This is a genomic window from Sphingomonas sp. BE138 (genome assembly GCF_031456125.1).
Lineage (GTDB): Bacteria > Pseudomonadota > Alphaproteobacteria > Sphingomonadales > Sphingomonadaceae > Sphingomonas.
Window position 1 is genome coordinate 140,749 of sequence record NZ_JAVDUC010000004.1, and the last position, 13,191, is coordinate 153,939.

The 13,191-nt window shown below is 69.9% G+C and carries 13 protein-coding genes and 1 pseudogene; 9 read left to right on the forward strand and 5 right to left on the reverse strand.

Annotated elements, in window-relative coordinates; translation table 11 throughout:
* Positions 1–31: 31 nt before the first annotated feature.
* Positions 32–874, reverse strand: coding sequence for a pantoate--beta-alanine ligase (gene panC, locus J2Y58_RS07510; protein WP_310100916.1), 843 nt, complete (start codon positions 872–874; stop codon positions 32–34).
* A gap of 74 nt (positions 875–948) precedes the next feature.
* On the opposite strand from panC, the gene J2Y58_RS07515 reads away from it, so the two are divergent.
* From J2Y58_RS07515 to pgmG, 3 genes are read left to right on the forward strand one after another with little or no spacing between them, the layout of a single operon-like run.
* Entirely contained in the window at positions 949–1,770 is an 822-nt protein-coding gene (locus tag J2Y58_RS07515; protein WP_310100919.1) for a division plane positioning ATPase MipZ, read from the forward strand.
* 2 nt (positions 1,771–1,772) lie between these two features.
* Positions 1,773–2,039, forward strand: coding sequence for a DnaJ domain-containing protein (locus J2Y58_RS07520; protein WP_310100922.1), 267 nt, complete (start codon positions 1,773–1,775; stop codon positions 2,037–2,039).
* A complete protein-coding gene (gene pgmG / locus J2Y58_RS07525; RefSeq protein WP_310100925.1) occupies positions 2,036–3,406 on the forward strand; it encodes a phosphoglucomutase/phosphomannomutase PgmG in 1,371 nt (456 codons plus the stop codon). Before J2Y58_RS07520 ends, pgmG begins: the two co-directional genes overlap by 4 nt.
* Positions 3,407–3,424: 18 nt before the next feature.
* Here the strand turns inward: pgmG and J2Y58_RS07530 are convergent, their stop codons facing one another.
* Positions 3,425–4,165: a Crp/Fnr family transcriptional regulator gene (locus J2Y58_RS07530; RefSeq protein ID WP_310100928.1), complete on the reverse strand. Its 741-nt coding sequence runs from the start codon at positions 4,163–4,165 to the stop codon at positions 3,425–3,427.
* A gap of 130 nt (positions 4,166–4,295) precedes the next feature.
* Between J2Y58_RS07530 and murA the strand changes: the two genes are divergently transcribed.
* From murA to J2Y58_RS07545, 3 genes are all read left to right on the forward strand, one after another.
* On the forward strand, positions 4,296–5,579 hold the full coding sequence (gene murA, locus J2Y58_RS07535; RefSeq protein WP_310100931.1) for a UDP-N-acetylglucosamine 1-carboxyvinyltransferase: 1,284 nt from the start codon (positions 4,296–4,298) through the stop codon (positions 5,577–5,579).
* A 152-nt stretch (positions 5,580–5,731) separates the two neighbouring features.
* Complete coding sequence (locus J2Y58_RS07540; protein WP_310100933.1) at positions 5,732–5,950, forward strand: hypothetical protein; 219 nt, start codon at positions 5,732–5,734, stop codon at positions 5,948–5,950.
* 162 nt (positions 5,951–6,112) lie between these two features.
* The gene (locus J2Y58_RS07545) at positions 6,113–6,442 is read left to right on the forward strand and encodes a hypothetical protein (RefSeq protein ID WP_310100936.1); all 330 of its coding nucleotides are present in this window, start codon (positions 6,113–6,115) and stop codon (positions 6,440–6,442) included.
* 38 nt (positions 6,443–6,480) lie between these two features.
* On the opposite strand, the gene J2Y58_RS07550 is transcribed toward J2Y58_RS07545, so the two are convergent.
* The 3 genes from J2Y58_RS07550 to J2Y58_RS07560 all read right to left on the reverse strand — a co-directional run bounded on the left by J2Y58_RS07550 (position 6,481) and on the right by J2Y58_RS07560 (position 9,879).
* Complete coding sequence (locus tag J2Y58_RS07550; protein ID WP_310100938.1) at positions 6,481–7,707, reverse strand: threonine synthase; 1,227 nt, start codon at positions 7,705–7,707, stop codon at positions 6,481–6,483.
* Between the two features lie 48 nt (positions 7,708–7,755).
* On the reverse strand, positions 7,756–9,042 hold the full coding sequence (locus J2Y58_RS07555) for a homoserine dehydrogenase (RefSeq protein WP_310100941.1): 1,287 nt from the start codon (positions 9,040–9,042) through the stop codon (positions 7,756–7,758).
* Positions 9,043–9,390: 348 nt separating this feature from the next.
* Positions 9,391–9,879: a GNAT family N-acetyltransferase gene (locus J2Y58_RS07560; protein ID WP_310100944.1), complete on the reverse strand. Its 489-nt coding sequence runs from the start codon at positions 9,877–9,879 to the stop codon at positions 9,391–9,393.
* A 112-nt stretch (positions 9,880–9,991) separates the two neighbouring features.
* On the opposite strand from J2Y58_RS07560, the gene J2Y58_RS07565 reads away from it, so the two are divergent.
* The 3 genes and pseudogenes from J2Y58_RS07565 to J2Y58_RS07575 form a co-directional block, all read left to right on the forward strand.
* Positions 9,992–10,780, forward strand: coding sequence for a DUF6454 family protein (locus tag J2Y58_RS07565; RefSeq protein WP_310100947.1), 789 nt, complete (start codon positions 9,992–9,994; stop codon positions 10,778–10,780).
* Positions 10,781–10,857: 77 nt separating this feature from the next.
* Positions 10,858–12,792 (forward strand): OPT family oligopeptide transporter, encoded by a 1,935-nt coding sequence (locus J2Y58_RS07570; RefSeq protein WP_310100950.1) that lies wholly within the window; start codon positions 10,858–10,860, stop codon positions 12,790–12,792.
* Positions 12,789–13,154, forward strand: a pseudogene (locus tag J2Y58_RS07575) (OsmC family protein); the annotation flags it as partial. The gene J2Y58_RS07570 and the pseudogene J2Y58_RS07575, both read left to right, overlap by 4 nt.
* Positions 13,155–13,191: the final 37 nt, after the last annotated feature.

The window sequence follows — 13,191 nt, forward strand, 5'->3', positions numbered from 1 at the left end:
GTGAACGACTTGCTCGATCACAGCCAGACGATCATTGAGGGTCGACGGCGAGATTGTCGATCAGGCGCGTGTTGCCGAGCCGCGCCGCCGCCAGCAATTGCCGCCGCCGCCCCGGCGCAGGATCACTCTCCAGCGTCTCGGCATCGACCAGCGCCACATAGTCGACGACGAACCCGGCGGCGGTCAGCGCCGCGGTGGCATCGGCGAGCGCCTTGGCCGCGTCGCCCCCGGCCAGCACCGCGCGCGCGGCGACGCCCAATGCGCGCGGGAGCGCGACCGCCTTCTGCCGCTCCTCCGGCAGCAGATAGACGTTGCGCGACGACAGCGCGAGCCCGTCGTCCTCGCGCTGGGTCGGCACGCCGGTAACCTCGATGTCGAAGTCGAGGTCGGCGACCATGCGGCGGATCACCGCCAGCTGCTGGAAATCCTTCTCGCCGAAATAGGCGCGGGTCGGTCGGACCTGGTTGAACAGCTTGGCCACCACCGTCGCCACGCCGTCGAAATGACCCGGGCGCGCGGCACCGTCCCAGCCTTCGCTGACGCCCGACACCGACACGCTGGTCGCAAAGCCGGCCGGGTACATCTGCTCGACGGGGGGCAGCCACAAAAGGTCGCAGCCGGCATCGGTCAGCATCGCGATGTCGCTGACCTCCTTGCGCGGGTATCGCGACAGGTCCTCGTTCGCACCGAACTGCTTCGGATTCACGAAGATCGAGGCCACCACGAACGTGCCCGGGCGCCGCGCCGCCTCGACCAGCGCGATATGCCCGGCGTGGAGCGCGCCCATCGTCGGCACCAGCGCCACCTCGCGCCCCTCGGCACGCGCCGCCGCGACCGCGGCGCGCAGCCCGGCGAGATCACGATAGACTTCCACCCGTTACCCCTCGAAACTCGCAAGGACCGGTTCTATGGTCGCGGCAGGACGCAATCAATCGAGGATGCGACGAATTGTCCGAAACGGGGCTGGAAGGGCACGGCGCACGTACGCACGTCATCGTGTTCGCCAACGAAAAGGGGGGCACGGGCAAGTCGACGACCGCGGTCCATGTCGCGATCGCGCTGGCCGCCAAGGGCGCGCGCGTCGGGTGCATCGACCTGGACCATCGCCAGCGGACGCTGGGGCGCTACCTCGACAATCGCGAGGCGACGGTCAAGCGCGCCGGAACCGACCTGGCGGTGCCCGACCACGCGACCGGCGACGGGCGCGCGGACGGCAATTTCGCGGACCTCTACCGCCGCTTCGCCGACGGCTACGACTTCATGGTGATCGACACACCGGGCCGCGACGATCCCGCGGCGCGGATCGCGGCGGCGCTGGCCGATACGCTGGTCACGCCGATGAACGACAGTTTCGTCGACTTCGACCTGATCGGGCAGGTCGATCCGGAGACGTACAAGGTCGTGCGCCCCAGTTTCTATTCGGAGCTGATCTGGGACGCGCGCAAGGCCAGAGCGCGTGAGGACGGGACGACGATCGACTGGGTCGTGCTGCGCAACCGCCTGCAATATCTGGAGGCGCGCAACATGCGCCGCGTGTCGGAGGCGCTCGACCAGCTCGCGCGCCGTGTCGGGTTCCGGATCATACCGGGGCTGGGCGAGCGCGTGATCTACCGCGAGCTGTTTCCCAAGGGGCTGACGCTGCTCGACGCCAAGGAGTTCGGCGGCATGGGGCTCAGCCACGTCGCCGCGCGGCAGGAATTGCGCGAGATGATGGCGGCGCTGGCGCTGCCCGAGGTTCCTGCTACCAGGACGACAGGGCAGGCCGCCTGACGATGCTGACCAAGTGGATCGTCGCCGCGCTGATCGTGTGGGGCGTATGGATGCTGCTGCGCAAGCCGGCGAGGAAGAAGCGGACGCCGATCGGCGAGGCGCGCCGCGTGCTCGGCGTCGATGCGCGCGCGGGCGAAGGCGAGATCCGTGCCGCGCACCGCCGGTTGATGAGCGACCTCCACCCCGATCGCGGCGGATCGGAGCAGCGCGCGCGGCGCGTCAACGCGGCGCGCGACACGCTGCTGGCCGCGTTGAAGGACGTGCGGTGACGCATCGCCTGTCGCCCGAGATCCTGCGCGCCTACGATATCCGCGGGCGCGTCGGCGACACGCTGACCGCGGCGGATGCGCAGGCGGTGGGGCGCGGGTTCGGAACCCGGCTCCGGCGCGCGGGCGGGCGGCGGGTGGCGGTCGGCTACGACGGGCGCACCCATTCGCCGATGCTGGAGGCGGCGCTGGTCGCGGGGCTGACCGCCTCGGGGATCGATGTCGTGCGGATCGGCATCGGGCCGTCCCCGATGCTCTACTACGCCGCCGCGACGCTAGAAGTGGACGGCGGCATACAGGTAACGGGCAGCCATAATCCCGCCGAGGACAATGGCTTCAAGCTGGTGATGCAGGGCAACAGCTTCTGCGGGGCGGACGTGCGCGACCTCGCGCGACTGGCCGAGACCGGCGACTGGGAGGAGGGCGCGGGCAGCGTCACCAGCGCCGACGTGTTCGACCTGTACGTCGGCCGGCTGCTCGCCGGCTATGCCGGGGGCACGTACCGGATCGCGTGGGACGCGGGCAACGGCGCCGCGGGCCCGGCGATCGCCAAGCTGACGCAGCAATTGCCGGGCGAGCATCACCTGCTGTTCTGCGACATCGACGGCACCTTCCCCCACCACCATCCCGATCCCACGGTGGAGGACAATCTCGCGCACCTTCAGGCGCTTGTCGTCGAGAAGAAGCTCGATTTCGGACTGGCTTTCGACGGCGACGGCGACCGGATCGGCGCGGTCGACGCGCACGGCCGAGTATTGTGGGGCGACGAGATCCTGTCCGTTCTGGTCGCACCGCTGCTCGCCGAGTTGCCCGGCAGCACGATCGTCGCGGACGTGAAGTCGAGCGATGCCCTGTTCGAGCGCATCGCCGCGCTGGGGGGCCGGCCGGTGATGTGGCGGACCGGGCATAGCGAGATCAAGACGAAGATGAAGGAGCTCGGTGCGCCGCTCGCCGGCGAACTGTCGGGGCATATCTTCTTCGGGCATGAATATTACGGCTTCGACGATGCGCTCTACGCCGCGGTGCGGCTGATCCGCGCCGTCCACCTGTCGGGCCGCTCGCTGACCGAGCTGCGCGCCGAGACGTCGGCGCGCGTCGCCACGCCCGAATGGCGGGTGCGCGTCGCGGAAGCGCGCAAGGTCGCGGTGGTCGAGGAAGTCGCCGCGCGCCTCGCCGAGCAAGGCGCGCGCGTGACCGTCACCGACGGCGTGCGGGTATCGAGCGACGACGGCTGGTGGTTGCTGCGCGCCTCGAACACGCAGGCCGCGCTGACGCTGCGTGCGGAGGGTCGCGACGCCGCGGCGCTGGAGCGGCTGGTGGCGGCGATCGATGCCGAACTGGCGGCCAGCGGGGTGCGCCGCGGCGCCTGACTTCCTGCCCGGCGATGCTCAGGCGCGCTGCGGCACCGGCAGCCACGACAGGTCGATCGCGGTGCGCCGCTCGGCACGCTCGGCGGCGCGGCGCAGCCCCTGGTCATCGAGGATCGTCACCCGCCCACCGCTGCGCGAGATCAGCCGCTGCTCCTCCAGCTGGCGCAGCATCCGGTTGACGTGAACCGCCGTCAGGCCGACCGCGTCGCCGATCTCCTCCTGCGTCAGCCCGGGCGCGAACGTATCGACGATCGCCGGGTCGGCGCGCCGCAACCGTTCGCGCAGGTCGAGCAGCACCGCGGCGACCCGCGCCCGCGCCGACGTCTTCGCGACCGCCGCCAGCCGGTCGGCGATCGCGACGTGCTCGGCCTGCTCCATCGCCGCCAGCGCCAGCGCGAGGCGCGGATGGCGCAGCATCGCCCCGGCCAGCTGCGTCCGCTCGATGGGCGCGACGACGCTGTCGACGATCGCGACGAAGGTCTGCTGCGCCTGCCCGAACGCAAACGTCTGCGTGCCCAGCAGGTCGCCCGGGAACAGGAAGCGCAGGATCTGCCGGCTGCCGTCGCCCAGCAGGACATAGCCCATCATCATCCCGCTCTTCAGCGCGAACAGGTCGGTCGACCGTTCGTTCTGGCGCACCAGCGTCGCACCGCGCCGCAGCGGTCGCTCGCGCTCGGTCAGGTCGACCAGGGCGCTGCGTTCGCCGGCATCGAGGGGAAGAAAGTCGCCGATCCGATCGGCGATGCTAGGCGCTGGCACGCAAGGGTAATCCTCAAGAAAGGCTCGGGATCGTTACGCGGGCGTGGCACGCACCCGCATTAAAACCGATCAACAGTCCGACCCATCCGCTCGCTTGGCGCGGACGCAGCGGCGCGATAGAGCGTGGGTGATGGACCGTATCATCATTCGCGGCGGCAAGCGCCTGACCGGCAAGCTGCCCATCTCCGGCGCGAAGAACGCCGCCCTCACCCTGATGCCATGCGCGCTGCTCACCGACGAGCCGCTGACGCTGCGCAACCTGCCGCGGCTCGCCGATGTCGACGGTTTCGGGCACCTGCTCAACCAACTCGGCGCCTCCACCCGCGTCGAGGGCAGCAGGCCCGACGAGTTCGGCCGCGTCATGACGATCCGCGCCGGGCAGCTGACCTCGACCGAGGCGCCGTATGACATCGTGCGCAAGATGCGCGCGTCGATCCTGGTGCTGGGGCCGATCCTGGCCCGCGCGGGCCAGGCGCGCGTGTCGCTGCCCGGCGGGTGCGCGATCGGCAACCGCCCGATCGACCTGCACCTGAAGGCGCTGGAGGCGATCGGCGCCACGCTGGAGATGAGCGCGGGCTATGTCACCGCCACGGCCGCCGGCGGGCGGCTGTCGGGCGGCGCTTACGCCTTCCCGGTCGTCTCGGTCGGCGCGACCGAGAACGTCGTGATGGCCGCGGTCACCGCCAAGGGCAGCAGCCGGATCGAGAATGCCGCGCGCGAGCCCGAGATCGTCGACCTGTGCCGCTGCCTGATCGCGATGGGCGCGCGGATCGAGGGCGTCGGCACGGGCACGCTGGAGATCGAGGGCGTCGACGAATTGCACGGCGCGACCTATGCCGTGATGCCCGACCGGATCGAGGCGGGCAGCTATGCCTGCGCGGTCGCGGCCACCGGCGGCGCACTGGAGCTGACCAACGTCGACGCCGCCAGCATGGGCGCGACACTGGATGCGCTGCGTCAGGGGGGCGTCGGCATCGAGGAACGCCGCGGATCGATCCTGGTCACCTCGGAGGCGGAGCTGAAGCCGCTTTCCCTGTCCACCGCGCCCTATCCCGGCTTCGCCACCGACATGCAGGCGCAGTTCATGGCGATGCTGTGCCGCGCACCGGGCACCAGCACGCTGACCGAGACGATCTTCGAGAATCGCTACATGCACGTGCCGGAGCTGGCGCGGATGGGTGCGGACATCAGCGTGCGCGGGCGCACCGCCGAGGTGAACGGGGTCGAGCGGCTGGTCGGCGCACCGGTGATGGCGACCGACCTGCGCGCGTCGATGAGCCTCATCATCGCCGGGCTGGTCGCGGAAGGCGAAACGACCGTGTCGCGGGTCTATCACCTCGACCGCGGCTACGAGCGGCTGGAGGAAAAGCTGCAGGCGGTCGGCGCGGATATCGAGCGCGACGGCGGCGGTTGATTCCTCGCTTCGTCGGGTCGCGTTAACGGTTCGTCAACCAATCTCGATCAAGATCGGCTACGGGCGTTGACGGACGGGCGTGTGCCCGCTCCTTTCGCGGCCTGCGGCGGCACGAGTCGTCCGCACGCACCCGAAGGGCGGGATGGGACGCGATGCCGGGACCAGCGACGACGAACGCCACACCGCGCGAACAGCTCGAGCGCATCCTGTGGACCGCGCGCAGCGCCGGCTCGTCGCTCATCATTTCGCGCGGGAACGACCCTGCGACGATCCGCCAGTTGCTCGACGAAGGGCTGGTTCGCGAACGCCTCGGCCATCTGGTCCTGACGTTGAAGGGCCTGCAACGACGCCGCGCCTGCGCGCCGTATTGAAGGCCATCCCGAGATCCCCGTCATTCCCGCGCAGGCGGGGATCCAGAACCTCTGACGCGCGCGCTTCTATCGACGGACCTGCGCGTCTGGATTTCCGCCTACGCGGGAATGACCGGGTCTGGTGATTGCGGACGTTGCGCTGGAAGCGTTCGGCGGTAGCTTGTGATCGTGAAATCCGACGAACTACGCAGCCGTTTGGCGGCAATCTTAGCCGTTGAGGAAGCAGAGCCGACGGACTGGTCGGAAGTCGAACGGTTGGCGAGCCAGCTTCAACGTGAACTGCCAATCGACGCCACGCCGGAGGCGGTGCATCGCTACCTGGATGATTCCGACATTCGCTCTCGCGACAACTCATATGGGGCGAGGCAGCGACAAGACGTTCGCAGGTATGTCGATCATGGGGAATATGACGAAGGCATCCCTGTTCCGTGGTGGGGATGCGCCCTTGTCCTTCTGGGTGCCGCGGGCATCGTTAAGTGGCTGCTGATGTAGCTGCGCGGTTGTCCGCAAGTGGGCGTAAGCGGTCGCTCCTACAACGCGTCGAAGTCGATCGCCCCATGCCGGTCCAGCCGCTGCTCGGCCGGCGGCAACGGATACTTCAACCCCGTCGCGCAATTGAACAGCACGACCTCCTCGTCCTCGTCCACCAGCCCGTCGCGCAGCGCCTGCCGGTATGCCGCCAGCGTTGCGCCGCCTTCCGGACACAGCAGCAGGCCGTCGCGGCGTGCGCAGTCGTCGACCGCCTTCACGATCGCGGGATCGCCGACCGCCAGCGCCTTGCCGCCGCTCTCGCGCACCGCGCGCAGGATCAGGAAGTCGCCCACCGCGCGCGGCACGCGGATGCCCGCCGCGATCGTGTGCGCATCCTCCCAGCGCTCGGCATGTTCCTCGCCCGCCTCATAGGCGCGCACGATCGGCGCACAGCCGGCGGCCTGTACCGCAAACATCCGCGGGCGCTCCGCGCCGATCCAGCCCAGTCGCTCCAGTTCGTCGAACGCCTTCCACATCCCGATCAACCCGGTGCCGCCACCGGTCGGGTAGAAGATCGCCTTGGGTAGCCGCCAGCCGAGCTGCGCTGCCAGCTCCAACCCCATCGTCTTCTTGCCCTCGATCCGATACGGCTCCTTCAGCGTCGAGAAGTCGAACCACCGCCCCTCTGCCGCACCCTTGCCGACGATCGCGCCGCAATCGTCGATCAGGCCGTTGACGCGCCACACGTTCGCGCCCTGTGCGGCGATCTCGCGGACGTTCACCTCCGGCGTGTCCTCCGGGCAGAAGACGATCGTCTCGATCCCGACCCGCGTGGCATAGGCCGCCAACGCCGCGCCGGCATTGCCGTTGGTCGGCATCGCGATCCGCGTGACGCCCAGTTCCTTGGCCATCGCCACCGCCATGACGAGCCCGCGCGCCTTGAAGCTGCCGGTCGGCAGGCGCCCCTCGTCCTTGACCCAGACGTTCGCAGCCCCGGTACTGGCGGGGATCGGGATCAGCGGAGTCTCTATTTCCCCGAGGCTTACGACGTTGCGGGTCTGGCGCACCGGCAGCAACTCCCGCCACCGCCACAGGTCGGTCGCGCGCGCGGCGAGCGTGTCGCGCGGCACAGCGGCGCGGATCGCGTCCAGGTCGTAGCGGACCAGCAGCGGGCGTCCGGCGCGCGACAGATTGTGCAGCCGGTCCGCCTCGTACCGCTCGCCGGTCAGCGAGCATTCGAGATGGGTGACGAACGTCGGGCGATCGGCAGTGAGATTGTCGTTCATGGGTCGAGGTTTAGCGGCGGCGCCAAGGTCCGTCACCCCGTGCGGTCTTCACTCCAGGATGTGCATCCACATCGGCTCGCCGGTCAGGCTCTGCGACCCGCGCAGCCGCTCCAGCGCCGCCGCGACGCAGCGCTCCGGACCCTCGTGGGTGACGATCGCGACCAGCACGCTGCCGTCGCTGTGCGCGCCGCGCTGGATCAGGCTCTCGATCGAAACCCCTGCATCGCGCATCGCCGCGGCGATCTCCGCCAGCACGCCGACCCGGTCGGCGACCGCGAAGCGCAGGTACGCGCGCCCGCGGCGTTCGCCGCTGTCGGCGGCACCGCTCGCCGCCAGCGCGTCGGCGGGCATGGCATAGGGTGGGCCGAATTCGCCGCGCGCGATGTCGATCAGGTCGGCGACCACCGCGCTGGCCGTCGGCCCCTCGCCCGCGCCCGCGCCCTGGAACAGCAGGCGACCGACGAAATTGCCCTCTGCGACGACCGCATTGGTCGCGCCGGTGACATGCGCGAGCGGATGATCGTTGGGGACCAGATGCGCATGGACGCGCTGGAACAGCCCGTGCGCATCGGCTTCGGCGACCCCGACCAGCCGCACACGGTAGCCGAGCGCCGCCGCCTCGGCGATGTCGGCGGCGAGCAGGTGGCGGATGCCGCTGACGCGCACGTCGCCGAACGCGGGCGCGGTGCCGAACGCAAGGCTGGCGAGGATCGACAGCTTGTGCGCGGCGTCGACGCCGTCGATGTCGAAGGACGGATCGGCCTCGGCAAAGCCCAGCGCCTGCGCCTCGGCGAGCACCTCTGCGAAGTCGCGCCCTTCCGCCTCCATCTTCGACACGATGAAATTGCAGGTGCCGTTGAGGATGCCGTAGACGCGCGCGATCGCATTCGCCGCGGCCCCCTCGCGCAGGCCCTTGATGACCGGGATGCCGCCCGCAACCGCCGCCTCGAACTTCAGCGGCCGGCCCGCCGCCTCGGCGGCGCGCGCCAGCTCCAGCCCGTGGTGCGCGAGCATCGCCTTGTTGGCGGTGACGAAGCCCTTTCCGGCCGCCAGGGTCCGCCGCGCAAGCGCCAGCGCCGGGCCGTCCGATCCGCCGATCAGTTCGACCACAACGTCGGTATCGACATCGGCAAGCGCGGCGGTGTCATCGACCCAGTCGAAGCGCGACAGATCGACACCACGGTTCTTCGCGCGATCGCGCGCGGACACCGCCACGACCTCGATCGGGCGGCCGGCGCGGCGGGTAATCAGCTCGCGGTTCTCGTCCAGCACGCGGATCACCCCGCCGCCGACCGTACCCAGCCCTGCCAATGCCACCCGCAACGCCTGCGCCATGCTCGTCTTCCCTTGTTCGGAGCGCATGCTGCTAAGCCGTCGCCGCCGTGCTGTCGAGCCGACCACGATTCCGGTTACGATTGCAGCCGATGCAATCATCAGATGAATTATTGCACTTGCGTTAGTACGTGGTGCGGCGCACAAAAGCCGTGCCTTTCAGGCATCCTCTCCTAAAAACTTTCATAGCCGGGCCCTGCCCGGCTTTTTTTTGGCCTTTATTCCGGCTAGGCAGCGATTCGCCGCACCGGAGAGCGCGGGAAAACGGACGAAAACAGGATAGGATGCGCCGGTCGAACCGGCAGCGGACGCGGGGGAGCGATCGGCGGATCGCTCCCCCAGCGGGATTTCCTAGTCTGCCAGTGACCTGAACATCACCAGCGCATCGACCAGGCCGAGCACCGGATGACGGAACGCACGCGGCAGCCGCCCGACGGTCGCGAAGCCGAGCGCCTGCCATAGCGCAACCGCGCGCGTGTTGCTCTCGACGACGAAATTGAACTGCATCGCGGTGAAGCCCCGCGCGCGGGCGCGATCGAAGGAATGCGCCGCCAGCGCCCGCGCGACGCCCCGGCCGCGCGCAGCGGCGGCGACGGCATAGCCGGCGTTGGCGACATGATCGCCGCCCCCCTGCTGGTTCGCGCGCAGATAATAGCTACCGAGCAGCGCGCCGCGCTCCTCCAGCACGAACGTCTCGCGATCCGGCGCGCACCAGTACGCGAGCGCGCCGTCGTCGCTCATGTCGAGCGGCAGCGCGTAACTATCCCCGGCGCGGATGATCGGCAGGATCAACGCGGCGAGGCGTGCGGCATCGTCGGCGGTGGCGGGACGGATCCTCATGCGGCGGATAACATAGGTGACACATCCCCCTCATCAAACCGCAACGTGAATGGCGCGGCGCTGACATGCTTCGCTGCCATGGGCGGCGCGAGCGGCAAGCGGGAGCGCGGGAATGGAACGCCGGACGGTGCGATCGGGACTGACCGCGATCATGCTGCTGCTGTCGAGCCTGTCGGTCGCCGCCGCACCGGAGCCGTTCAGCGACGCGATCGAGGGCGCGCGGTTCCGCGGCGCGACGGTGCTGGGCGGCGAGGTCTTCCATGTCCAGGGGCTGGCGCTGCAAGACGGGCGCGTATGGGTGACGTCGGTCGACCGGCGGACGCGGCGCGGCTGGCTCCACCTGTTCGATCGTGCGACCGGGCGGCTCGTCCGGCGCATGGAGGTGACCGACGGCGCGCGCTACCATCCCGGCGGCATTTCGATCGATGGGCATTCGTTATGGGTGCCGGTGGCGGAGTTGCGTGCGAACAGCTCGGCGACATTGGTCGAAGTCGACACCGATACGATGCGGGCCAAGCGGCGTATCACGATCGCGGATCACCTGGGCTGCGTCGCCGCACACGGCCGGTGGCTGGTCGCCGGCAATTGGGACAGCCGCGCGCTGTACGTCATCGACCGCGACGATCCGGTGCATGTCCGCGTCGTTCCCAATCCCTCGGGCACGCGGTACCAGGACATGAAGTTCGTCGGCGGCAAGCTGGTGGCCGGCGGGCCGCGGACCTGGTGGAGCGGGACGATCGACTGGCTCGACTGGCCGGCGCTGACGCTTCGACGATCGTTGCAGGCCGGCGGCTATACGGCCGAAGGCATGGCGGTGGAGGGGCGCGACCTGTACCTGGCGCCGGAGGACGGCCCGACCCGGCTGTACCATTTCCGGCTGGAGACGGGCACGCGGGCGTAGCCCCGCGGGAACGTTTCGGGTCAGCCGGCCACCGGCGGGGCGTGCGCGACGCGCAGGACTGTGCCAGACGGGTGCGCATGAGCACCCTGCCCCGTTCTCCTGCCGAACTCACGCTGCGCGGCGTGCTGCTCGGCGGGGTCATCACCCTGCTGTTCACCGCCGCCAACGTCTATCTCGGTCTCAAGATCGGGCTGACCTTCGCCACGTCGATCCCCGCCGCGGTGATCTCGATGGCGGTGCTGAGAGCTTTCCGCGACTCGTCGATCCTGGAGAACAACATCGTCCAGACCGTCGCCTCCGCGGCGGGAACGCTGGCGGCGATCATCTTCGTGCTGCCCGGGCTCGTCATGATCGGGTGGTGGCAAGGATTTCCGTTCGTCACCACCGCCGCGATCACCGCCAGCGGCGGGGTGCTCGGGGTGATGTTCTCGGTACCGCTGCGCCGTGCCCTGGTGGTCGACACCGCGCTCCCCTATCCGGAAGGGCGCGCCGCCGCCGAGGTGCTGAAGGTCGGCGAGGAAAGCCGCCACGGCGGCGCGGAGAGCGCCAAGGGACTGTCCGCGATCGTCGCGAGCACACTGGCCGCGGCCGGCTTCTCGATCCTGACGCAGACGCGATTGCTGGCCGCCGAGGCCGCGACCTACTTCCGCGCCGGCGCAGGCGCGACCGGGGTCAGCGCGGGGCTGTCGTTCGCGCTGCTCGGCGCAGGGCATCTGATCGGCCTGTCGGCGGGTATGGCGATCCTGCTGGGGGTCGCGGTCGGCTGGTGGATCGTGCTGCCGATCCTGACCGCCGCCGCGCCGCAGACCGGCGACGTCGCGACGTGGGCGAATGCGGTATTCCGCAGCGACGTGCGCTTCTTCGGCGCCGGGGTGATCGGAGTCGCGGCGATCTGGACGCTGCTGCGGATCGCCGGGCCGGTGATCGGGGGGCTGCGCGCCGCGATCACCGCCGAGCGCGGCGCGGGCGTCGCGCTGGAGGAACGCGACCTGCCGATCGGCGTCGTCGCGGGAGTGAGCCTCGCGATGCTGGCGCCGGTCGCGCTGCTCCTCCATTCGGTCGTCGCGGGGGGGCCGCTGGCGGGTCGCGAATGGGCGCTGATCGTCGGAAGCCTGATCTTCGTCGCGGTCATCGGCCTCGTGATCGCCGCGGTGTGCGGGTACATGGCCGGGTTGATCGGCGCATCGAACTCGCCGGTATCGGGGATCGGAATCCTGTCGGTGATAGCCGCGGCCACGTTGCTGGTCGGCTTGTTCGGGCGCGCTGGCCCGCCCGAGCAGACGCAGGCGCTGGTCGCCTATGCGCTGATCGTCACCGGCATCGTCTTCGGCGTGGCGACGATCTCGAACGACAATCTTCAGGACCTGAAGACCGGACAGTTGGTCGGCGCGACGCCGTGGAAGCAGCAGGTGGCGCTGGTGATCGGCGTCTGCTTCGGATCGGTGGTCGTGCCGCCGGTCATGCAGCTGCTCTATACCTCGTTCGGCTTCGCCGGCATGCCGGGCGCGAGCACCAACGCGCTGGCCGCCCCGCAGGCGGCGTTGATCTCCGCGTTGGCGCAGGGCGTGCTAGGCGGCAACCTCAACTGGACGATGATCGGATGGGGCGCGCTGGCGGGCGTGGCGGCGATCGTGCTCGACGAGGCGCTGGGGCGCGCGGGGCGATTGCGGCTGCCGCCGCTGGGCGTCGGGCTGGGCATCTACCTGCCGATGAGCGCGACGCTGACCGTCGTAGTCGGCGCGGTGATCGGGCATCTCTACGACCGGGCCGCCGATCGCAGCGCCGATGCGGAAGCGGCCAAGCGGCTGGGCGTGCTGACGGCGACTGGCATGATCGTCGGCGAAAGCCTGTGGAACGTGGTCTTTGCGGGCATCGTCTACCAGAGCGGAACCGAGACGCCGCTGGCGCTGGTCGACGGGTTCGAGGGGCCGGCGCTGATCCTGGGAACCTTGGTGTTCGCAGGCACGGCGTGGTGGCTGTACCGGCGCACGCGGCGGCTGCACGCGGCATGACGCGTGTGCGCCTGCGCTGGACCGGGGATCGCGGCACCGGCACCGCGCGCTATGCCGGCTATGCGCGCGACCATGAGATCAGCGCCGCGGGCAAGCCGCCGATCGCCGGCTCGTCCGACCCGCGCTTCCGCGGCGATGCGGCGCGCTGGAACCCCGAGGAGCTGCTGCTCGGCGCGATCAGCGCGTGCCATCAATTGTGGTATCTGCATCTGTGCGCCGATGCCGGGGTGGTGGTGACCGGCTATGTCGACGAAGCCGAGGCGGTCCTGACGCTGGATGGCGACGGCAACGGCCGGATTACCGCCGCGACGCTGCGCCCGCAGGTCACGATCATCGCCGGCGACCCCGCGTTGGCCGCGGCGCTGCACGAGGAGGCCGGTCGGCGGTGCTTCGTCGCGC